19 protein-coding genes and 1 pseudogene are annotated in these 21,503 nt (G+C 72.4%); 4 read left to right on the forward strand and 16 right to left on the reverse strand.

Annotation, left to right across the window (positions count from 1 at the left end):
• Window positions 1-41 precede the first annotated feature (41 nt).
• Entirely contained in the window at window positions 42-1,277 is a 1,236-nt protein-coding gene (locus F9278_RS33600) for a styrene monooxygenase/indole monooxygenase family protein (RefSeq protein WP_152171656.1), read from the forward strand.
• Between the two features lie 83 nt (window positions 1,278-1,360).
• Here F9278_RS33600 and F9278_RS33605 read toward each other — a convergent pair whose 3' ends face one another.
• From F9278_RS33605 to F9278_RS33620, 4 genes are all read right to left on the reverse strand, one after another.
• The gene (locus F9278_RS33605) at window positions 1,361-2,095 is read right to left on the reverse strand and encodes a coiled-coil domain-containing protein (protein WP_152171657.1); all 735 of its coding nucleotides are present in this window, start codon (window positions 2,093-2,095) and stop codon (window positions 1,361-1,363) included.
• 102 nt (window positions 2,096-2,197) lie between these two features.
• Window positions 2,198-2,539: a hypothetical protein gene (locus F9278_RS33610; protein ID WP_152171658.1), complete on the reverse strand. Its 342-nt coding sequence runs from the start codon at window positions 2,537-2,539 to the stop codon at window positions 2,198-2,200.
• A 30-nt stretch (window positions 2,540-2,569) separates the two neighbouring features.
• Window positions 2,570-3,295 (reverse strand): TetR/AcrR family transcriptional regulator, encoded by a 726-nt coding sequence (locus tag F9278_RS33615; protein WP_152171659.1) that lies wholly within the window; start codon window positions 3,293-3,295, stop codon window positions 2,570-2,572.
• 235 nt (window positions 3,296-3,530) lie between these two features.
• Window positions 3,531-4,487: an AurF N-oxygenase family protein gene (locus F9278_RS33620; RefSeq protein WP_152171660.1), complete on the reverse strand. Its 957-nt coding sequence runs from the start codon at window positions 4,485-4,487 to the stop codon at window positions 3,531-3,533.
• Window positions 4,488-4,610: 123 nt separating this feature from the next.
• Here F9278_RS33620 and F9278_RS33625 point away from each other — a divergent pair, with 123 nt between their 5' ends.
• Complete coding sequence (locus F9278_RS33625; protein WP_319023150.1) at window positions 4,611-5,414, forward strand: hypothetical protein; 804 nt, start codon at window positions 4,611-4,613, stop codon at window positions 5,412-5,414.
• Here the strand turns inward: F9278_RS33625 and F9278_RS33630 are convergent.
• The 7 genes from F9278_RS33630 to F9278_RS33660 form a co-directional block, all read right to left on the reverse strand.
• Window positions 5,407-5,982: a DUF3291 domain-containing protein gene (locus tag F9278_RS33630; protein ID WP_152171661.1), complete on the reverse strand. Its 576-nt coding sequence runs from the start codon at window positions 5,980-5,982 to the stop codon at window positions 5,407-5,409. The two genes, F9278_RS33625 and F9278_RS33630, sit on opposite strands and share 8 nt — an antisense overlap.
• A gap of 81 nt (window positions 5,983-6,063) precedes the next feature.
• Window positions 6,064-7,527 (reverse strand): penicillin-binding transpeptidase domain-containing protein, encoded by a 1,464-nt coding sequence (locus tag F9278_RS33635; protein ID WP_152171662.1) that lies wholly within the window; start codon window positions 7,525-7,527, stop codon window positions 6,064-6,066.
• Window positions 7,524-8,966 carry an FtsW/RodA/SpoVE family cell cycle protein gene (locus F9278_RS33640; protein ID WP_226967067.1) on the reverse strand — a complete coding sequence of 481 codons (1,443 nt, stop codon included), beginning with the start codon at window positions 8,964-8,966 and terminating at the stop codon, window positions 7,524-7,526. Before F9278_RS33640 ends, F9278_RS33635 begins: the two co-directional genes overlap by 4 nt.
• A 77-nt stretch (window positions 8,967-9,043) precedes the next feature.
• The gene (locus F9278_RS33645) at window positions 9,044-9,403 is read right to left on the reverse strand and encodes an SH3 domain-containing protein (RefSeq protein ID WP_152171663.1); all 360 of its coding nucleotides are present in this window, start codon (window positions 9,401-9,403) and stop codon (window positions 9,044-9,046) included.
• Window positions 9,404-9,510: 107 nt separating this feature from the next.
• Window positions 9,511-10,806: a sensor histidine kinase gene (locus F9278_RS33650; protein WP_226967068.1), complete on the reverse strand. Its 1,296-nt coding sequence runs from the start codon at window positions 10,804-10,806 to the stop codon at window positions 9,511-9,513.
• Window positions 10,803-11,621, reverse strand: coding sequence for a hypothetical protein (locus F9278_RS33655; protein ID WP_152171664.1), 819 nt, complete (start codon window positions 11,619-11,621; stop codon window positions 10,803-10,805). Before F9278_RS33655 ends, F9278_RS33650 begins: the two co-directional genes overlap by 4 nt.
• A 103-nt stretch (window positions 11,622-11,724) precedes the next feature.
• Window positions 11,725-12,231: a protein-tyrosine phosphatase family protein gene (locus F9278_RS33660; RefSeq protein WP_152171665.1), complete on the reverse strand. Its 507-nt coding sequence runs from the start codon at window positions 12,229-12,231 to the stop codon at window positions 11,725-11,727.
• A 118-nt stretch (window positions 12,232-12,349) separates the two neighbouring features.
• Here F9278_RS33660 and F9278_RS33665 point away from each other — a divergent pair, with 118 nt between their 5' ends.
• Window positions 12,350-13,153, forward strand: coding sequence for a nuclease-related domain-containing protein (locus F9278_RS33665; RefSeq protein ID WP_152171666.1), 804 nt, complete (start codon window positions 12,350-12,352; stop codon window positions 13,151-13,153).
• A gap of 46 nt (window positions 13,154-13,199) precedes the next feature.
• Here F9278_RS33665 and ligD read toward each other — a convergent pair whose 3' ends face one another.
• The 3 genes and pseudogenes from ligD to F9278_RS33680 all read right to left on the reverse strand — a co-directional run bounded on the left by ligD (window position 13,200) and on the right by F9278_RS33680 (window position 17,108).
• Window positions 13,200-14,081 carry a non-homologous end-joining DNA ligase gene (gene ligD / locus F9278_RS33670; RefSeq protein WP_152171667.1) on the reverse strand — a complete coding sequence of 294 codons (882 nt, stop codon included), beginning with the start codon at window positions 14,079-14,081 and terminating at the stop codon, window positions 13,200-13,202.
• Between the two features lie 90 nt (window positions 14,082-14,171).
• Window positions 14,172-16,571, reverse strand: a complete 2,400-nt coding sequence (locus F9278_RS33675; RefSeq protein WP_152171668.1) for an ATP-binding cassette domain-containing protein — start codon at window positions 16,569-16,571, stop codon at window positions 14,172-14,174.
• A 133-nt stretch (window positions 16,572-16,704) separates the two neighbouring features.
• Window positions 16,705-17,108, reverse strand: a pseudogene (locus tag F9278_RS33680) (VOC family protein).
• A 175-nt stretch (window positions 17,109-17,283) separates the two neighbouring features.
• On the opposite strand from F9278_RS33680, the gene ku reads away from it, so the two are divergent.
• Window positions 17,284-18,318, forward strand: coding sequence for a non-homologous end joining protein Ku (gene ku / locus F9278_RS33685; protein ID WP_450372868.1), 1,035 nt, complete (start codon window positions 17,284-17,286; stop codon window positions 18,316-18,318).
• Window positions 18,319-18,416: 98 nt separating this feature from the next.
• On the opposite strand, the gene F9278_RS33690 is transcribed toward ku, so the two are convergent.
• Together F9278_RS33690 and F9278_RS33695 are read right to left on the reverse strand one after the other, a co-directional pair.
• Window positions 18,417-19,685, reverse strand: a complete 1,269-nt coding sequence (locus tag F9278_RS33690; RefSeq protein ID WP_152171670.1) for a beta-ketoacyl-[acyl-carrier-protein] synthase family protein — start codon at window positions 19,683-19,685, stop codon at window positions 18,417-18,419.
• Between the two features lie 144 nt (window positions 19,686-19,829).
• Window positions 19,830-20,795 (reverse strand): lysylphosphatidylglycerol synthase transmembrane domain-containing protein, encoded by a 966-nt coding sequence (locus tag F9278_RS33695; protein ID WP_226967069.1) that lies wholly within the window; start codon window positions 20,793-20,795, stop codon window positions 19,830-19,832.
• Between the last annotated feature and the right edge of the window lie 708 nt (window positions 20,796-21,503).

Below are 21,503 nucleotides of genomic sequence, written 5' to 3' on the forward strand. Positions count from 1 at the left end.
CGCCAGCGGGACACCACGGACGAACCAGGAGACCTGTCCGGATGCGGAAGATACTCGTCGTCGGAGCCGGCCAGTCCGGGCTGCAGCTGGCCCTAGGACTCCAGTCGCACGGGTACGAGGTCACACTGATGTCCAATCGGACCCCGGACGAGATCCGCGCCGGCCGGATCATGTCCACCCAGTGCATGTTCGACTCGGCGCTGCGCCACGAACGCGACCTCGAACTGAACTTCTGGGAGAGCCAGGCCCCCAGGATCGAGGGCGTCGGCGTGTCCGTCGCCGGCCCGGACGGCGCGCGCGCCGTCGACTGGGTCGGCCGGCTGCGGGGGTACGCGCAGGCCGTGGACCAGCGGGTGAAGATGGCCGGCTGGCTGGAGACCTTCGCCCGGCGCGGTGGCCAGCTGGTCGTGCACGGCGCCGCGGTCTCCGACCTCGACTGGTTCTCCCGCGTCTACGACCTGGTGCTCGTCACCGCGGGCAAGGGCGAACTGGTCCGGATGTTCCCCCGCGACGCCGCCCGCTCACCCCACACCGAGCCACAGCGCGCGCTCGCCGCGGTCTACGTCCACGGACTGGGCCCGCGCCCCGAGCACCCGGAGTTCGACGCGGCCCGCTGCAACCTGCTGCCCGGCCTCGGCGAACTCATCGTCCAGCCGGTCCTGACCACCTCCGGCCACGCGGACGCCCTGTTCTGGCTGGGCCTGCCCGGCGGGCCGCTGGACGCCTTCGACGGCGTCCGGAACGCCGAGGAACAGCTCGCGCTGACCCTGGACCTCATGAAGCGGTACGTCCCCTGGGAGTACGCGCGCACCGCGGGCGTCGAGGTGACGGACCCCGGGGCGGCGCTCACCGGCCGCTACACCCCGGTCGTCCGGAACCCCGTCGGGCGGCTGCCCGGCGGTGGTCTGGCGCTGGGTGCCGGGGACGTCGTCGTGGCCAACGACCCGCTCACCGGGCAGGGCGCGAACTCCGCGACCAAGTGCGCGGCCGTCTATCTCGCCGCGATCCTCGACCACGGGGACGGGGAGTTCGACGAGGCGTGGATGCGGCGCACGTTCGAGCGGTTCTGGCGGATCGCGGGGCCGGTCACCAAGTGGACCAACACGATGTTGGCTCCGCCGGCCGAGCATGTGCTGGGGCTGGTCGGGGCCGCGGAGGGGTTGCCGGTGGTGGCGGATCGTTTTGCCAATGGGTTCGACGATCCGTCGGACTTCGAAAGCTATTTCTATGACGCGGAGAAGACGCGGGCCTATCTCGCGGAGGTGGCGGGGGGTTAGGGGCCGGGCGCCTATGGGGTGGGGTGCGGGGTTCGTCGGCGGGTGCGGGGTGGGTGCGGGTTCTCGCGCAGTTCCCCGCGCCCCTAAAAGACCAAAGACCAAAAGACCGGGGTGTCCTGCGGCTTCGACGGTGGGGCCTCGGCGGTGTCCTCCGATTTCCGCACGGCGGTCAACTGGGCCGGGGTCAGGGAGGCGAGGAGTTTTTCGATCTCGGCCAGGCGGTCGGACGCGGTGTCGTGCTGTCTCCGGTGCTGTTCGGTGAGGGTGAGTTGGCGGTCCAGGGCCGCGCGGGCCCTGCGGGCGAGGGTGTCGGTGTCCTGTTCGTCGCCGGTCAGGCGCTCGATCGTCTCGGCACGCTCCCGGGCGACCTGGCCGATCACATGGCCCTGCTCCAGCGCCCGGTACGGGTCGCGGGCCATCAGCAGCCCGACGTACGGGGAGAGCGCGGTGCTGCTGCTCTGGTACTGCTGCCGGGCCAGCCGCCCGGCCGCGCCCCGGCTGTCGTGGAGGGAGAGACGGGCCGTCGCGAGCCGGTGGTCGAGCCTGCTCACCTCGGCCCGTTGCCTGGTCAGCGCGGAGCCGGTCGCGGAGTACGCCTCCTTTGCCGACTCGGCCTCGTGGTGGAGCCGCCGCAGGTCGGTGAGCAGATCGGCCACCGAGCGGGTGCCGGGGGACGCCGGGGCCTCGGCCTCCGGGTCGCCGGCCGCCGGGGGCTTCGGCGCGGCGAGGGCGGGGGCGGGGGGTGTGCCGATCAGGGCGCCGGCCGTGAGGGCCGTGACCGCCGCCGTACCGACCAGGCGCAGAAGCCTTCCTGACACGTCATCACCTCCGGTGCGGGGGTGGGCCGTCCACCTCGCATCGGCAGGATGGGGGGAGTGCGGGGCGGGCGCGCGCCGGGTGGACCGTTCGGCGCCGGGGTGTCACTCGTCGGTGGGGCGCGGCCCCGAGGGCGGCGTGGCGGACTTGCCGCCGGGGGTGTCCGGGGTGCCGGGGCGGGCCGGAGCACCGGGCCTGGACCAGGGCCACCTCGGCCGGCGGCTCGGGTCCGCGTCGGGGGCGTACTCGTACTTCCACAGCTGGTGCATGAAGCCGCCCCGGCCGGCGTCGACCCGGCGGTAGACGAGCACGGTCGGGGGGCCGCCGGCCGCGTCGGGCACCGGGACCCGGTACGTCTTCGGGGGGTGCCCGGTGATGCCGAGCAGCACGGGCAGGACGCGCCCGTCCAGGGGGCCGCCCACGAAGGGGGTGTCTTGGCTCTTCACCGGACCAGTGTCACAGCACCGGCGTGGGTGTCACAGCAGGTGGCCGGCGTCGCCGACCACGGGCAGGACGCGGCGGGCCAGGGCGGCGACGGCGCCGTCCGGGGTCTCGACGGTCAGGGCGTGCCGGACGACGGCTGCGGTCTGCGGGTCGCGCCCGGCGGTCGCGGTGAGACAGGCGACGAACTGCTCGACGAGCCAGTCGCGCAGCTCGCCGACGTCAGGTCGCTTGCCCTCGTCGAGCCAGATGAGCGAGGCGGCCTCCACGGAGGTGATCCACATCCGCACGGTCATCCGCAGCGGGAGGCTCGGCTCGGCGACCTCCACATGCCGCAGGATGTGCTCGGCGGCGGCCCGCCGGACCCCGTCCACGATGGCCGTCGCCCGGGACGTCTCCACGACGCTGCCGCCCTGGAGGAGGGCGCTGAAACCGGTGTCGTGCTCGTCCACGAACGCCAGATAGCGGTCGAGGGCGCGGGCCAGCCGGCGGGTGAGGGGGCCCTCGGCGGGCTCGTCGAAGCAGTGCTCCAGCTCCTCGGCGGCGGAGCGCAGGGCCGCCTCGTAGAGCTGCTGCTTGCCGCCGGGGAAGTAGCGGTACACGAGGGGACGGGAGACCCCGGCCGCCTCCGCGACATCGTCCAGGGACACGTCCTCCGGCGCGTGGTGCGCGAACAGCTCCAGCGCGGCGTCCAGCAGCTGACCACGCCGCTCCTCCACGCTCAGTCGGCGGTACGCGCGGGTGGGGGCCTCGGACGTCATACCTCGCAGCGTACGGGCTGCGCCGCCGCGCCGGGCGCCTCATAGCTCCGCTGGTCGGCCATGTGTTCGGGTGCGGGTCCGGTGGGGCTTCTCGCGCAGTTCCCCGCGCCCCTGAAAAAGCGGGGTTGCGCCCCGGCTCTTCAGGGACGCGGGGAACTGCGCGACCAGCCCCACCGGACCCGCACCCGCCGACGCACCTCGCGCACCCACCCCGTATCGCGCCCCCACACACCCCCTACGCCAGCAACCCCGAAGACCTCCATATCCGCCGCCCCACGCCCCGCAACACCCCGATGTCGTCCAGGAAGTCGGTCAACCGCTTCGCGCCCGTCTGCATGACCTCCCGCCGGTGCCCGCTCGCCCGTACCTGCGCGAGAGCCGAACGCTGGTCGAGGCCGACGTGGGAGTAGACCTCGGGGTTGACGAAGGCGACCGCGAAGACGCGGGCGAACTCCCCGGAGGTGACCCGGGTGAAGCTCCGGGACAGCCGCGGAGCCGTCACCATCTGGCGGCGCAGCTCCTCACGGGCGTACCGCACATGCCGGGCCTCCTCGACGACATGGATGCGTGTGACGCCCCGGATGAGCGGCTGGACCCGCTCGTCGGGGAAGGTCAGCCGCTGCATCCAGTCGAGGATCTCCTCGCCGAGCAGGGTGGAGGTGAAGGAGCCGGGCGTCGTCGAGATCGTCTTGAAGAGGCGGCCCAGATTGTGGTGCAGCCGGCTCACCGGGTAGTACGGGGTGTCGCCCTTGCTGATCAGCCGGGCGAACATCTTCGAGTGCCGGCACTCGTCCTCGATCTCGGTGAGCGCGTAGCGGACGTGCGCACTGGTCGCGGCCTTGTCGTAGATGTGCCGGACGAGCAGCTGCATGAGGATGATCTCGAACCAGATGCCGAGGGAGGCCAGCGCCGCCGCCTCGTGCCGGGAGAGCGCGATCCGCTGCTCCTCGCTCATCTTCCGCCACATCGGAGTCCCGTAGAGGGAGACCAGCTCCGGCGGCCAGTACCACTTGCCCTCCTCGAAGGGGGCGTCCCAGTCCAGTTCCTTGTCCGGGTCGAAGGAGTGCTTCGCGGAGGACACGAGCAGTCGTTCGGCCACCTGTTCGCGGTCCTTGAGGAGTCCGAGCGCGTCGCGCAGGACCTCCGCCTCCGACACGGGGTTCGTCGAGTCCACCGAGGTCACCGTTGTCATGCTGTCGCAGCTCCTCGTACGGGAGTTCTGGCAGTTACCAGCGGTCACCGCTTATGAGACTACTTGTCAGCAAGGCCGTCAATCCTTTGCGCGCCACTTGTGGAGTACCGTGCTGGCGTGTCCATGCCTCCACCGCCCCAGCAGCCCGGCCCCTACGGCCAACAGCCGTACGGCCGGCCGTACCCGCAGCAGCCGCAGCCCCAGCCGTACGGTCAGCAGCCCTACCCGCAGCAGCAGCCGTACGGCGGCCCGCCCCCTCCCGGCGGGTGGCAGCCCGTGCCGCCGCCGAAGAGCCGGGTCGGGCTGATCCTCGGGACAGTCGGCGGCGTCGTCGGTCTCGTGGTGGTCGGCGCGGTGGGCCTGTGGGTCGTCGGGACGCAGAGTTCGAGCGGTTTCCCGGAGGCCGAGTACCGGCTCGTGCTGCCCGACACCGTGCTGGACGGTGAGTACAAGCTCGCCCAGGACCTCTCCGACACCACGGGCAAGCAGGTGGAGGACGAGGCGGAGGGTGCCTTCGACGCGCGCGATGTCACGGCCGCCGTCGCGCAGTACGCGCCCCAGGAGGACGGGGCCCAGGGTGCCCTGATCGTCTCGGGCATGTACGGCCGGTTCAAGAACACCGACGCCGCCCGCGACAACATGCTGAAGGGCGCGGCCGGGGTCGACGCGATCACGGTGGCCGTGCCGTCCGAGGACTACACCCCGGACGGCTCGGACGTCACCATCAGCTGCCAGGTCGTCACCCAGGACCAGGCCGGCAGCGAGGTCACGTACCCGATGTGCGCCTGGGCCGACGGCAACACCGGGGCGTCCGTCGCGGAGCTGGGCGTGGAGAGCGTCGGCCAGGACCCCGAGAAGGTGGACGTGGAGGCCTTCGCGGAGCGCACCCTTCAGGTCCGCGACGAGATCCGGCAGCCGATCAGCTGACGACGGCGGCACCCGGGGCCACGGACTCCGCGCCCGGCTCGGCGCCCGACTCCGCGCCCGACTCCGCGCCCGGCTCGGCGCCCGACTGCGCGCCCGGCTCCGCGTTCGGTCCCGCCGGTCCCGCCGGGAACGAGGTGCGCAGGGTGAAGGCGTACGGGGTCGGGCCGTGGGCGCGGAGGTGGAGGATCCGCTCCTCCGCCTCGGCGACGGTGGGGTGGTGCCCGGCCGGGACCCACCACAGGGCGGTCGCCGCCTCGGCCAGCCGCTCGAACCACTCCCGCCTGCGGGACAGCAGCTCCCGGTGCTGCCCCTGGTACATGAACGCGGTCAGGGCGTCGGTGTCCCGCCACACCGACATGTTGATGACCAGCCACTCGTCGCCGAGGACGGGGATGTCCGTGGCGTTGCCGGAGTCGCTCTGGAGGCGCCAGACGAAGCCGGGGGAGTCGTCCGCGACCGCGTTCACCGGGTCGAGGGCGTCGACGAAGTCTTTGAGCTGCGGGGAGTCCAAGGGGGCTTTGAGGCGGGCGATGTTGACCTGGGCGAGTTCGTACGTGGCGGTCGTCATGGGGCGCACGATAGGTCGGCGCCGATCGCGGGGCACACCGTTTTCTCAGCAGGTGGTCACGGTTCGTCGGGGGCGCTGCCGTCAACCGGAGGTCTTGAGCACCGCCCGCATCACCTCCCGCGCGATCGGTGCCGCGTCCCCGCCCCCGCTGATGTCCCCCCGTACGGCCTCCGCGTCCTCCACCACCACGGCCACCGCCACCTCGGGTTCGATCGCGTCGTCGGACTGGGCCCAGCCGATGAACCAGGCGAACGGGGTGCCGGAGTTGCCGATGCCGTGCTGGGCGGTGCCGGTCTTGCCGCCGACGGTGGCGTGGCGCAGGGCGGCGTTGGCGCCGGTGCCGTCCTCGACGACCCCCCGCATCAGCTCGCGCAGCCGCCGCGCGGTGGTGGGGTTCATGGCCTGGCGCAGGGGGTGCGCGCCGGAACCGGCGACCGGGCGCCCGCTCGCCGTGGTGGTGCGCTCGACGAGGTACGGCGTCCGCACCGAGCCCCCGTTGGCCACGGCCGCCGTGACCAGCGCCATCTGCAGCGGCGTGGCCCGGGTGTCGTACTGGCCGATGGAGGAGAGCGCGAGCTGTGCCCGGTCCATCTCGGTGTCGAAGCTGCTCGGGGCGACCGAGAACGGGATGCGCAGCCCCGGGTCGTTGAAGCCGAACGCGCGGGCCGAGTCCGTCATGGCGCCAAGGCCCACATCCACTCCCAGCTTCGCGAAGACCGTGTTGCAGGACCACTCGAAGGCATAGCGCAACGAGGCGTTCTCGCAGCCCTCGACCTCGTTGGACAGGGACGTCGTGGTCCCCGGCAGGGTGTAGGGGTCGGGGGAGCGGACGGGGGCGTCGAGATCCGTGACCACCCCGGAGTCCAGCGCGGCGGCGGCCGTCACCACCTTGAACGTCGAACCCGGCGGATAGGTCTGCCGCACCGCCCGGTTGAGCATCGGCTTGCTCGCGTCCGCGTTGAGCCGCGCCCACGCCTCGGCCGCCTCGCGCCCGTTGCCGGAGAGCACCCCGGGGTCGTACGACGGCCGGGACACCAGCGCCAGGACGCGCCCGGTGGCCGGTTCGAGCGCGGCGACCGCGCCCCGGCGGGCGCCGAGTCCCCGATAGGCCGCCCGCTGGGCCGCCTCCCGGAGCGTGGTGACGACCTCGCCGCCCGCGTTCCGGTCGCGGGTGATGTCGTTCCAGAGGGGGAGGAAGGACAGCAGCGGGTCGCTGCCGTCCAGGAGCGGGTCCTGCGCGTGCTCCAGGAACGTCGTCCCGTACACCTGCGAGGCGAACCCGGTGACCGGCGCGTACAACGGGCCGTCCCGATAGGTCCGTTCGAAGCGGAGCTGCTCCCCGGTGTCCTTCGAGCCGGTGACCGCGCGCCCCTCGACCACGATGTTCCCGCGCGGCTGCCCCCAACGGGCGATCGCCGGGCGGCGGTTGGCGGGATTGTCGTCGTGGGCGCGGGACTGGACGACCTGGACGCGGGCGGCGTTGACCAGAAGGGCGAGCAGCAGCAGCGCGCAGAGCGCGGCGGCACGGCGGATGTACTTGGTCATGCGCCCCGGCCCTCCCGGCTGCCGTCCTGCTCCTGCTGCCCCTCCCGGCCGGGTTCGGTGAGCGGTGGTCCGGGGTCGTACTGCCGTCTCGCGGAGTCGCTCATCCGCATCAGCAGGGCCACGATGATCCAGTTGGTGACGACGGAGGAGCCGCCCTGGGCGAGAAAGGGCATCGCCATGCCGGTGAGGGGGATGAGACCGGTGACACCGCCCGCGATGACGAAGACCTGGAGCGCGACGATCGAGGCGAGCCCGGTGGCGAGCAGTCGGCCGAAGGGGTCGCGCAGGGCGAGGCCGGTACGGAAGCCGCGCTCCACCAGCAGGGCGTAGAGCAGGAAGATCGCGGCCAGCCCGGCGAGCCCTAGTTCCTCGCCCGCCGTGGCCAGGATGAAGTCCGACTTCACGGCGAAGCCGATCAGCACGGAGTGGCCGAGGCCCAGACCGGTGCCGAGCAGCCCGCCGGCGGCGAACGCGAAAAGGGACTGGGCGAGTTGGCCGGGACCCCGGCCCGCCTCGATCGACGCGAACGGATGCAGCCAGTCCTCGACCCGGCTGTGCACATGCGGTTCGAGCCAGCCGACGGCCACCGCGCCCACACACGCCAGCAGCAGCCCCACCGCGATCCAGCCGGTCCGGCCGGTGGCCACGTACAGCATGATCACGAACAGGCCGAAGAACAGCAGCGAGGTGCCCAGGTCCCGTTCCAGGACCAGGACGCCGACGCTCAGCAGCCAGATGGTGACGATCGGGCCGAGCACACGCCCGGTGGGCAGTTGGAGGCGCTTGAACCGCCAGATCTGGCGCCCGGCGTACGCCAGCGCGTTGCGGTTGGCCGCGAGATAGCCGGCGAAGAACAGCGCCAGCAGCACCTTCGCGAACTCGCCCGGCTGGAGCGAGAACCCGGCGATCCGCACCCAGATCCGGGCCCCGTTGACCGGCGGGAACAGGATCGGCAGCGCCAGCAGGGCGAGGGCCGCGACCACCGAGACGTACGCGTACCGCTGGAGCACCCGGTGGTCCCGCAGCAGCGCCACTACCGTGATGAACAGCGCCACCCCGAGCGTCGACCAGTTCAGCTGCGCGGGCGCCGCCAGGTCGGCCGGGGTCTCCAGGTCGAGCCGGTGGATCAGCACCAGGCCCAGGCCGTTCAGCAGCACCGCGATCGGCAGCAGCAGCGGATCCGCGTACGGCGCCCGCAGCCGCACCGCCAGATGGGCCAGCAGCGCGAGCACGCCGAGCCCGGCGCCGTAGTCGGCGGCGCCGGGCGGGACGGTGCCGTGCTTCGCCAGACCGACGGCGCAGTAGCCGGACACGGAGAGCAGGACGGCCACGACGGTGAGGGTGAACTCGACGCCTCGGCGCCGGAGCAGGCGTACGGCGGGCGGCGGGGACGGGTCCGAGGGATCCGCCGCCAGGGTCGGTCCGGCCTTGGTGGTCATGCCCGGAACTTACCCACATGGGACCCTTTTGGGATGTCTTGCGCGTCTTGTCTTCTTGTCGCCGCGCGTTCCCTCGCTCAGGCGTCGCACCAGCGCGGCGTCCTGAAGGCTTCGATGTGGCGGGCCGAACCCCAGGCCCAGGTGCCGTCGACGAGCAGGTACCACTGCCGGGTGCCGTCGACCGGCTGACCCTCGGTCCGGCAGTAGATCCTGACGATCTCGCCGTGGTGCGCGACCCGGATGATCGCGCCGCCGCGGGTGGGCGCGCTCCGCAGGATCAGACCGCTACGGGCGACGACCTCGCCCTTGACGATCTGCTTGCTCTCCCGTGGGTCCTCCTGTCCGACACCGGCGGCGGGCGTCGTGGCCGCGAACGCCAGCAGGGCGCCACCGGCAGCCGCTATACCGAACCGCATGAGCAGAATCCGCAAGGACATCTGATGCTCCTCCAGAACAAAAGGGGGCGAGTCTGACTATCCGCCACGCTAGGAGGAGGGGGGATGCGGCGCCTTCCGCACTGGGCCATAAGGGCAGCCCCGCGCCCTCAGGGGCGCGGGGAACTGCGCGACCAGCCCCCACTCACCGGCAGCCGCAATACGGCCAACGCACCCCCATCAGGAGCGTTTTCAAATCCCAATCGCGCCCCCAACACCTCCGCCTGCCCCACCGCGATGGTGAGCCCCAGCCCATGCCCCTTGGCGGAGCCCTCCGTACGAAAGCGCTGCGGCCCCTCCGCCACCAGATACCCCGGAAACCCACCCCCGTGATCCCGCACACTGACCGAGGCCCCCTCCACGGTCACCACCACCGGAGGTGCCCCGTGCTTGTGCGCGTTGGCCACCAGATTCCCCAACACCCGCTCCAGCCGCCGCCGATCCGTCTCCACCCACGCGTCCTCGGCGACACGGACCTCCGTGTCGCCGCCACTCGCGTGCGCGGCCACCCGCTCCGCCAGCACCCCGAGCCGGATCGTGTCCAGCTCCAGCCGCTCGCTCCCCGCGTCCAGCCGGGAGATCTCCAGCAGATCCTCGGTCAGTGTCCGCAGCGCGGCCACCCGGTCCCGCACCAGCTCCGTCGGCCGCCCCGCCGGCAGCAGCTCGGCCGCCGCGTGCAGCCCGGTCAGCGGCGTCCGCAGCTCATGGGCGACGTCCGCGGTGAACCGCTGCTCGCTCAGCAGCTTCCGCTGGAGCGTGGACGCCATGGTGTCGAGCGCGGCGGCCACCGCGGCCACCTCGTCGCGGTACCGCGCCGGGTCCGTCGTCCGGGGGTCGCCGACCCGCGCGTCCAGGTCGCCCGCGCTGATCCGCCGGGCCACCTGCGAGGTCGTCCGCAGCCGCCGGGTCACCCCGCTGACGCCGAGCGCGCCCACGATCAGCGTCACCCCGATCGCCAGCGCGGAGGAGCCGAGGATGGCCCGGTCGAGGTTCTCGATGGTGGCCGCGCTCTGCGCGTAGTCGATCTGTACGGCGAGAGCGCGGCCGTCGGCGGGGGCCGCCGCCCACATCGTGGGGTACCCGTCGGCGACCCCGACCATCGTGCCGCGCCGCCCGCCCACCGCCAGCTCGCGCAGCGGCTTCGGCAGCCCCCGCGCGTCGATCCCGGAGTTCGGCGGCAGCCGGTTCCCGGCCTCGTACGCCCGTACCGCCTCGTCGAGCCGGACGAGCGCCCGGGAGCGGGCGTCGCTCACGGTCCGGTTGGTGACGGAGACATGCACGAGCGCGCCGAGCAGCGCGGCCAGCCCGCAGCACATGACCGTGATGAAGGCCAGCGCCTTCCAGGTGAGCGAGGAGGTCCAGCCGGGCAGGCCGAACCGTTTCCGCGAGGTCCCCGCCGCGCTCACCGCGCACTCACCGACGGCGAGGGCGGGGCGGAGGAGAGCGGGGCGGAGCCGGAGGGGGAGGCCGAGGGGGAGGCCGAGGGGGAGGCCGAGGGGGAGCGGCTCGGCTTCGCCGACGCCCCGCCGACCCGCAGGATCTCGTCCCGGGTGAGCAGCATCGCCAACTGGTCCTCGTCCCAGGTCCACTGGGTGCGGTACTCGTAGCCGACGATCGCCGCGGGCGAGCGGATGATCACCGTACGGCCGGCCAGCTCGACCGCGAGCACCGCGTCGTCGCTGGCCAGCACCTGCACCAGCCGGTCCGCCTCGAAGGTGTACATGCGCACCGCCGTCTGGTTCCCGGGCAGCAGCCGGAACCCGAGCACCATGTCGTCGCGCCCGTCACCGGTCAGATCCCGGTAGTAGGCCTTGAGGACGGGACATCGGGCAGGGTCCCCGCCCCCGCTCCTTTCCTCGCCTCCGCCTCTTTCCTCACCCTCGCGCTCGCTCCTGCCGCACTCCGCCATCCGCGCGGCCGTCCCGCCGTAAGGGGCCGCCGACCCGGAGTACATGTCGGGGTGCGCGGCGATCTCCGCCCGTACGACGGCCACCGGGTCCACCCGGTGGATGTCCTCGCCGACTGCCCCGACGCCCTTGACGACCTCGGTCTCGGCCTCGCCGTAGTCGTAGGCGGGGGAGGAGGCGGGCGGTTCCCCGGGCCACAGCCGGGTCGGGCCGCTCGCGGTGGGGGTGGCGCCCGCGCTCACCAGACCCCCGGAGTCGCCGCAGGCACCCAGCAGCAGGGCGCAGGCCAGGGCGGCCGACGCACCGACGGCCACCCGCGCACGGTGACGGTGACGGCGACTGGGGGACACGGGACTCCTGAGGGTGTCGATACGGTCCCGTACACCCTATTCGTACCGAAGTCCTCCGCCCGCGGCACTACTCCGTCAGCTCCTCCAGCTCCTCCAGGAACCGGACCGTCGCCAGCCCGGTGCGCAGATAGTCCACGAACAGCTCGTTGTGCAGCGCCCACGGCGAACGGCGGGCGCGGACCAGCCGGATCGCCTCCTCGGCGGAGTGCCCGTCACGGATCAGCGCCTGTGCGACGACCAGACCGGACCGGTTGTACCCGCTGTAGCAGCGGACGAGGACCCGCTTGCCGTCCTCCAGCGCGTCGCACGCCGCCCGCGCCAGCCGCAGCACACCCGCCAGCTGCGTACCGTCCAGCGGCCCGTCCGGGATCGGCCACACATGGTGTTCCACGCCGTCGTCGGGCCCGTACCCCGGAAGCCGCAGCAGGGTCAGCACCAGATCGAACTCGTCGCGGACGACCGCGAATTCGATGCCCCCGGCACCGGTCCTCGGCGCGAACTCGTGCCCGCCCATCCACAGTCCGGGCACGATCTCGCTCCACGGTTCCCCCGGAGCGGGAACATCGGGTTGCATCCTGCGCGTCCGCAACGGCGCCTCCCCAAGCCCTGACGACGGGTCGTCCTCCCAAAGGTAACCGGGTTCTTGCCGATGGAGCACCCCGCCTGTTCCCATGGTCGTGGGGTGATGGTGCATGAGCGGACCGCGCGTCATACCGACCTGGCGGCACGGACAGGAGCGCCTGTACGTCTGCCGGACCGACGGGAGGACCATCGCCTGGTACGACCGCGAGGCGGGCCGGGTGAACCTGCTCAGCGAGGGGTCGAGACAGGAGGTGCTGGCCGTCCTCGGCCCGTTCCTCACCGGCCCGGTCGCGGTGGGCCCGCCACCCGTGCCCACCCCCGCCGAACTGGCCCGGCTGAGCCTTCACCCGGACGACGACCTGGCCCCCAACCGCCCGGGCGAGGCCCTGCTGATCGCCCTCGACCGAGCCCCCGGACCGCCGCGCCGGCTGCGTCCCGACCCGCGCCGCCGCGCCCTGGCCGCCGAGCGGACCGTCGGTGACGCGCTGGACCGGCTGGAGGGCGCCGGCTGGCACACCCTGCACTCCGTGCCGCTGCCCGGCGGCGACCGCATCCACCATCTGGTCGTCGGACCCGGGGGCCTGTACTGCGTCCGCTCCCTGTACGCCCGCAAGCAGCGCGTCGTCGTCACCGACCCCCTGGTCGCCGTCGGCCGCCGTGAACCCCGCGCGCTGCTGCGCGGGCTGCGTGCCGACGCCGACCGTGCCTCCTACGCCCTCACCGCCGAGGTCCGCCCCGTCCTCGCCCTCGCCGAACCCGCCTCCCTCGACATCGCCACCCCCCTGCGCGAGGTCCGCGTCCTGCGCGACACGGACCTCGCGGAACTCGCCCGCGCGGGTGGGGTGTTGAAGCCGGCGGACGTGGAGGGGCTGCACGCGACGGCCCGCGACCGACGGACATGGACCCGGGTGTAGACGGGGACGCCGGTGGGGGCGTGGACCCGGGTGCAGGCGTGGACCGTCACGGCAGTACGTGCGCGGTGTCCGGGTCCAGGAGCGGTGCCAGCAGATCGCCGTGGTCCTGGAGGCGGGGCGCGATGTCCTCGGCCCGGAACACCAGCCGGCCGGGGGAGGCGCACTCCTCGACCTCGGCCCAGGTGACCGGCGCGGAGACGGTCGGCTCGGGGCGGGCGCGCAGGGTGTAGGGCGTGGCCGTGGTCTTGCGGGCGGCGTTCTGGCTCCAGTCGACGAAGACCTTGCCGGGACGCAGACTGCGGGTCATCCGGTGCACGACCAGGCGGGGCAGCGCCTCCTCCGCCTCCACGGCCAGCGTCTTGGCGTACTCCGTCACCCGCTCCGAGGACGCCCCGCGCACCGCCGCCAGCAGATGCAGCCCCTTCGACCCGGACGTCTTCGCGTACGCCTCGATCCCGTCCGCCGCGAGCCGCTCCCGTAGCCAGCGTGCCACCTCGCAGCACTCGACGACCGTCGCGGGCGCCCCCGGATCCAGATCGAACACCAGCCGGTCGGCCTCGTCGGAGGTACGGACGGTCCACTGCGGGGTGTGGTACTCGGCGACCAGGTTCGACGCCCACATCAGGCTCGCCAGATCCTGGACCAGCACCATCCGGGCCGGGCCCTCCATCCGCCGTACCTCCGCGGTGGTGACCCAGTCCGGGAGGCCCGGCGGCACGTTCTTGGTGAAGAACACCTGGCCGCCCGGCCCGTCCGGGTAGCGCAGGAAGGAGACCGGGCGGTCGCGCAGATGCGGCAGCAGGGCGCCGGCGGTCGTGGCGTAGTAGTGCAGCAACTCGCCCTTGGTGAAGCCCGTCGCCGGGTGGAGGACCTTCTCCAGGTTGGAGAGGGCGACCCTGTGGCCCTCCACCTCGGTGATCGGTGTCATGGGAGCCAGAATCCCATTCGGTACGGAAGGGGGCAAAGGGGTCGGCGGTTGCGGGCGCCCGCCCGGAGGGGCCGGGCGCCCGACCGCCCGTCAGGCGCCGATGTACGCGGCCAAATGCTCCCCCGTGAGCGTGGAGCCGTCCGCGACGAGGTCCGCCGGGGTGCCCTCGAAGACGATCCGGCCGCCGTCGTGACCGGCGCCGGGGCCGAGGTCGATGATCCAGTCGGCATGGGCCATGACCGCCTGGTGGTGCTCGATGACGATCACCGACTTCCCGGCGTCGACCAGCCGGTCGAGCAGCCCGAGCAGCTGCTCCACATCGGCCAGGTGGAGACCCGTGGTCGGCTCGTCGAGCACGTACACCCCGCCCTTGTCACCCATGTGGGTGGCCAGCTTGAGCCGCTGCCGCTCACCGCCGGAGAGCGTGGTCAGCGGCTGGCCGAGGGTGAGATAGCCGAGCCCGACGTCCGCCATCCGCTCGATGATCCGATGGGCCGCGAGGGTGCGGGCCTCACCCTCGCCGAAGAACCGCTCCGCCTCGGTCACCGACATCGCGAGCACCTCGCTGATGTCCCGGCCGCCGAAGCGGTACTCAAGCACCGACGCCTCGAACCGCTTCCCCTCGCACTCCTCGCAGGTGGTGGCCACACTCTGCATGATCGCCAGGTCGGTGTAGATGACCCCGGCGCCGTTGCAGGTGGGGCAGGCGCCCTCGGAGTTGGCGCTGAAGAGCGCCGGCTTCACACCGTTGGCCTTGGCGAAGGCCTTGCGGATCGGGTCGGCGAGGCCGGTGTACGTCGCCGGGTTGCTGCGCCGGGAGCCCCGGATCGGGGTCTGGTCGATCGACACCACGCCCTCATCGGTGGGGATCGAGCCGTGCACCAGCGAACTCTTGCCGGACCCGGCGACCCCGGTGACGACGGTGAGCACACCGAGCGGGATGTCGACGTCGACGTCCTGGAGGTTGTTGGCCGACGCGCCCCGGATCTCCAGCCTCCCGGTGGGCTTGCGGACCGTCTCCTTCAGGGCGGCCCGGTCGCCGAGGTGCCGCCCGGTGACGGTGTCGCTCGCCCGCAGCCCCTCCAGGGTGCCCTCGAAACAGACCGTGCCCCCCGCCGTACCGGCGCCGGGGCCGAGGTCCACGACATGGTCGGCGATGGCGATCGTCTCCGGCTTGTGCTCCACGACGAGCACGGTGTTGCCCTTGTCGCGCAGCCGCAGCAGCAGGTTGTTCATCCGCTCGATGTCGTGCGGGTGCAGCCCGATGGTCGGCTCGTCGAAGACGTACGTGACATCGGTGAGCGAGGAACCGAGATGGCGGATCATCTTCGTCCGCTGCGCCTCACCGCCGGAGAGCGTGCCGGAGGCCCGGTCCAGCGAGAGATAGCCGAGGCCGATCTCCACGAACGAGTCGAGCGTGTAGTGCAGCTTGGCGAGCAGCGGCGCCACCGACGCGTCCTTGACCCCGCGCGCCCATTCGGCCAGGTCACGGATCTCCATCGCGCAGGCCTCGGCGATGTTGACCTTGCCGATCCGCGAGGAACGCGCCAGTTCGCCGAGCCGGGTGCCCTCGCAGTCGGGACAGACGGCGAAGGTGACCGCCCGGTCCACGAACGCGCGGATGTGCGGCTGCATCGACTCGCGGTCCTTGGAGAGGAAGGTCTTCTGCAGCTTCGGGATCAGGCCCTCGTACGTCAGATTGACCCCGTTGACCTTCACCTTCGTCGGCTCGCGGTACAGGAGGTCGTGCCGCTCCTTCTTGGTGAAGCGGCGGATCGGCTTCTCCTTGTCGAAGAAGCCCGACTCGGCGATGATCCGCACCACCCAACCGTCCCCGGTGTAGGTGGGGATGGTGAACGGGTCCTCGGACAACGACTTGGAATCGTCGAACAACTGCGTGAGGTCGATGTCGGAGACCTTGCCCCGGCCCTCGCAGTGCGTGCACATCCCGCCGGTACGGCTGAACGTCACCCTCTCCGTCTTGGTCTTGTCGGCGCCCCGGTCGACCGTGAGCCCGCCGCTCGCCGAGACCGAGGCGACGTTGAAGGAGAACGCGCCGGGCGGGCCGATGTGCGGCCTGCCGAGCCGGCTGAACAGGATCCGCAGCATCGCGTTGGCGTCGGTCGCGGTGCCGACCGTGGAGCGCGGGTCCGACCCCATCCGCTGCTGGTCCACGGTGATCGCGGTGGTCAGCCCGTCCAGCACGTCCACCTCGGGACGGGCCAGGTTCGGCATGAAGCCTTGCAGGAAGGCGCTGTACGTCTCGTTGATCAGCCGCTGCGACTCCGCGGCGATCGTGTCGAACACCAGCGAGCTCTTGCCCGAGCCGGAGACCCCGGTGAACACCGTCAGCCGGCGCTTCGGGATCTCGATGCTGACGTCCTTGAGATTGTTCTCCCGCGCCCCGTGCACACGGATCAGATCATGGCTGTCGGCGGCGTGCGGCCCGGGAGACTGCGCCTGCGTCCGCGCCCTCGTGGCCTTGGTCATCGTTCCTCCATCTGTCGGGCGGGGGCCGCGTCCGCGGTCCCCGTCGGCGTCGCCTGTCCGGATCCGATCCGCTGGGAACAGTACGGGCGCTGGTGGGCCCTGTGGGTGTCTTCGGTCCGACCGCGGCGGTACCTCAGACCTCGTGGACGCGGATCAGGTTGCCCGCGGGATCCCGGACGGCGAAGTCACGGACGCCGTACGGCTGCTTCATCTGCTCCCGCACGATCTCGGCGCCGGCCGCCTCCAGCCGGGCGAAGGTGCCGTCGAGGTCGGCGCTGGCGAGGAGGACACGGGCGTACGTCCCCTTGGCCGTCGTCTCGACGATCACGCGCCGCTCGGCGTCGTCGACGGCCGGGTCGACGGCCGGCGGCTCCAGGACGATGGAGGTGTCCGGCCGGCCGGTCCGACCGTGATCCAGCGCATCCCCTCGTACCCGCCGTCGTTGCGGACCTCGAAGCCGAGGATGTCGCGGTAGAAGGCGAGGGAGGCGTCCGGGTCGTCGTGCGGGAGGAAGCTCGCGTTGAAGGTCAGGTCCATGCCCTTCACGCTAGGCGCGCCCCACCGACCCGCGCTTCTCGAATCCTGACCGGTCCGACGCCGGGTCCTCCGGCAGGCCCCCGGCAGGGCCCCGGCGGCCGACGGGCAGGTGAATTCGGTCCGCGTTACGGTGTGGACAAACCGGAAGCGGCGACCCGAAAGGTGCGTGCTGCCCGTGCGATCCATCTGGAACGGCGCCATCTCGTTCGGCCTGGTCAGCATCCCCATCAAGCTGGTGAACGCGACCGAGAGCCACTCCGTCTCCTTCCGTCAGGTCCACCTGGAGGACGGCGGTCGCATCCGCTACCGCAAGGTCTGCGAGCTGGAGGACCGCGAGGTGACGCAGGGGGAGATCGGCAAGGCGTACGAGGACGCGGACGGCACGATGATCCCGATCACGGACGAGGATCTGGCGGCGTTGCCGATCCCCACCGCCAAGACGATCGAGATCGAGGGCTTCGTCCCGGCGGAGAGCGTCGACCCGCTCCAGGTGGACGCCGCGTACTACCTCGCGGCGAACGGTGTCCCCGCCGCCAAGCCGTACACCCTGCTCCGCGAGGCGCTGCGGCGCAGCGGGAAGGTCGCCATCTGCAAGTTCGCCCTGCGCGGGCGGGAGCGGCTCGGCATGCTGCGGGTGGTGGACGACGTCCTCGCCATGCACGGTCTGCTCTGGCCCGACGAGATCCGTACGACGGAGGGGGTCGCCCCCGACGCGAGTGTCACCGTCCGCGACAAGGAACTCGACCTCGCGGACGCGCTCATGGACACGCTCGGCGAGGTCGACCTCGAATCCCTCCACGACGACTACCGCGAGGCGGTCGAGGAACTCATCGCCGCGAAGGCCTCCGGCGCGGAGCCGCCCTCCGCCCCCGCGCCGGCCGCGGGCGGCAAGGTCCTCGACCTCATGGCGGCCCTGGAGAAGAGCGTCCGGGAAGCCAAACAATCCCGAGGCGAACCCCCACCCGAGCCGGTCGCCGACATCACCGCCCTCCCCACCCCCAAACAACCCCCCGGCAAGAAGTCCACCGCCACGACCAAGAAGTCAACACCCCAAGCCCCCCAGCCCACGAAGAGGACAACCACCGCCAAAAAGCCAACCCCCAAGAAAGCAACACCGACAAAGTCAACGACCACAAAACCCACAGCCACCAAATCCACGACAAAGAAGTCCCCACCAAAGAAGGCAACCCCACGCAAACGCTCGGCTTGACCCGCCGCACGAACACATTCGCTCGGCCTGACCCGCCCCACGAACACATTCGCTCGGCCTGACCCGCCGCACGGACTACCGCGTGAAGGGACCCGGGGCTATGCCGCGCGGCGTAGGGCCAGGACCGCGTTGTGGCCGCCGAAGCCGAAGGAGTTGGTGAGGGCGAGGTCGCCGTCGGAGGGGAGGGGCCGGGGGGAGGCGGTGACGAGGTCGAGGGTGATGGCGTCGTCCTGGTCGGCGCAGCCGATGGTCGGGGGGATCACCCCGTGGTGCAGCGTGAGCGCGGTGGCGAGCGCCTCCACCGCCCCGGCCGCCCCCTGAAGATGCCCGAGGTGCCCCTTGAGCGCCGTCACCGGCACCCGCCGCCCCGCCAGCACCACCGCCAACGCGTTCGCCTCGGCGAGATCCCCGTCGACCGTGGCCGTCGCGTGCGCGTTGACATGCACCACATCCGACGCCGACGCCGCCGCGTCCACCAGCGCCCGCCGCAGCGCGAGCGCCACCCCCGAGCCCGAGGGATCCGGCGCCGCCATGTGGTGCGCGTCGGCGGACAGCCCCCACCCCGCCGCCTCGCAGTAGATCCGCACCCCACGGGCCCGTGCGTGCTCCTCCGCCTCCAGCAGCAGAAACCCCGCCCCCTCCCCGTTCACGAACCCGTCCCGGTCCGTCGCGAACGGCCGGGACGGACTCCCCGCGCCCCCGTCCAGCCCGTGCCGCGACAACGCCCGCATCGCCGCGAACGACGCCATGATCGCCGGAGTCACCACCGCCTCGGCCCCACCCGCGACCGCCACGTCCACCCGCCCGTACCGGATCCGGTCGACCGCCTGCCCGATCGCCTCCGTCCCGGACGCGCACGCGCTGGTGACGGTCCGCGCCTCCCCGGTGATACCGAGGTCCAGGGAGATCTGCGACGCCGCCTGCGAGGGCACGCACATCGGAGTGGTGAGCGGCGACACCCCGCGCGGCCCCCGGTCCCGTAACTGCCGGTCGCCCGCCACGAGCACCGACGCGTCACCGAGGATCGCCCCGGCGGACACCCCGACCCGCTCCGGATCGAGCCCGCTCGCGGCCGTACCGCCGGGATCGAACCCCCCGTCCCGCCAGGCCTCCCGCGCCGCCAGTACGGCGAACCGCGCGGCCCGGTTCATCCGCCGGGCCCGGGGCCGGGGCAGCAGGTCGGCCGGATCCACCGGCACCGTCCCCGCGACCCGCACGGGTAACTCCGCGAACTCCGCCCCCGCCAACTCCCGTATCCCGCACCGGCCTTCCAGCAACCCCTGCCACAGCTCGCCCACACCCACCCCGAGCGGTGTGACAGCCCCGAGCCCCGTGACGACCACCCGCCGCCCCGTCGCGTACGACATGCACCATCCCCCAACCCGCCCAGCCCCGCCGGATGCCTCCTGTACCAGAGATGGTTCCCGCTTCAACTGCTTGCTGCACCCGAGGACTCACAGCCATGTCGGCACCGGGCCCGGGGAGGGGGACAGAGAGGGGGAGAGGGCCGCTCAGAGCACCTTCGCGCGCACCAGCGCCGAGAGGACGAGCGTGCCGGGGAGGAGCGGGAGCCAGACGGTGAGCACGCGATAGCCGATGACGGTGGTGGTGGCGAGGGTCGCCGGCGCGCCGAAGGCGACGAGGGTGAAGACGAGCGCCGCGTCCATCGGCCCGAGACCGCCCGGCGCGGGCACCGCACCGGCGGCCGTACTGGCGACGAGATACACGAAGATCATCTGGACCCATGACACCGACAGCCCGAGCGAGGAGCCGACCGAGGCGAGCACGGCCCCCTGGCACAGCGGGAAGGCCGCGGCCCCGCCCCACAGCGACAGCGCCCGCACGGGACGGCTGTGCACGAGCCGGGTGTCGGTGAGGGCGGAACGCAGCCCTCCGATCAGGGGCCGCCGCAACGGCCGTACGGTCGTGACCAGCGTGACCACGGCGGCGAGGCTGACCCCGGTGATCGCGCCGGCCAGGGCGAGGGTCTCGCCCTCCGGGAGCAGTTCGGTCAGCCGGAGCGTGCCCGGGAAGGCGAGCACGAAGACGACGATGACCAGCGTCTTGGCCACCGGTTTGACCGCCGAGTACAGGGCGAGCGAGGAGGTGGCGCGGGAGAGGGGGATGCCCCGGCGGCGCAGGAAGCGCAGGACGACGGCGTGGGCGCCGATGTTGCCCGGCAGCGCGTGCCCGGCGGCCCCGGCGGCGAACTGCGTCGCCAGCAACTGCCCCGGCGGCAGCCGCTCCGGCACCGCGCCCTGCCGTATGCACGCGGACGCCACCGAGCACAGGGCCGTGAAGAAGGCACCGGCCAGCAGCCACCAGGGGTCGGCCGACGCCAGCCGTACCGCCCCGTCGTGGACCGTCCGCCAGTCGACCGCCGCCCACACCCCGAGCAGCGCCAACGGCAGCAAGGTGAGCGCGAACCGCAGCCGCCGCGCGTTGACGGCCGACCGCGCGGGAAGCAGCGCCCGCACCCGGGCGGGCAGAAAGGCCGGGAACCGGGCCGCCCGTGCATCCCCTGCCCGGAGGCAGGGCGCGGGATCACGGACAGCGGCGGGGGAGGGGACGTAGTCGACCCCGATCGCCTCGGCGAGCGGTCTCGGGACCGGATCCGGGACGGGGGTTGCGGCCGGGGCCCAAGCCGTGGCCGTATCTGTGGCTGTGGCTGTGGCTGTGGCTGTGGCTGTGGCTGTGGCCGTGTCCGTGCCCTGGCGCGGGCCTCGGGTGAGGTCCGCGGGGCGGGCCGGGCTGGGTATCAGGGGGAGCGGGTCGGTGACCGGGGACGGGGTGGGCCGCGAGGGGGGCGGCACGTCGAGCGGGAGCGGGAACAAAGGGCACGTCGTCCTTCCGCGTCGCGTCGGTACGGCGGGGGACCGCACCGACGGAGGCAGGGCAAGTCAAGAACGAAGGGAACCCCAGGACCGTTCCCACCCCAAATGACTCCCCGGTATGCGCCACCCGAACTCCTGCCACCGACAGAACGACGACACCGCGTCCGAGCAGCGGCTCCGCCACCGACACCCGGTCCGCCCCCGCCGCCCCGCGTGAGACACATGTCACCCCCCGCCCGCCCCGCACCCACCCCGCCCCCTCGCGCTGTTGTGATGCGCGTCACCCAAGGTCTAGGGTTGTAGCGCCTGGCAGGCGGCCCCGGGAGCGCATCGGGTGGCGGTGTGCGGCGG

Origin of the sequence: Streptomyces phaeolivaceus (assembly GCF_009184865.1) — a bacterium.
Taxonomy (GTDB): Bacteria; Actinomycetota; Actinomycetes; order Streptomycetales; family Streptomycetaceae; genus Streptomyces; species Streptomyces phaeolivaceus.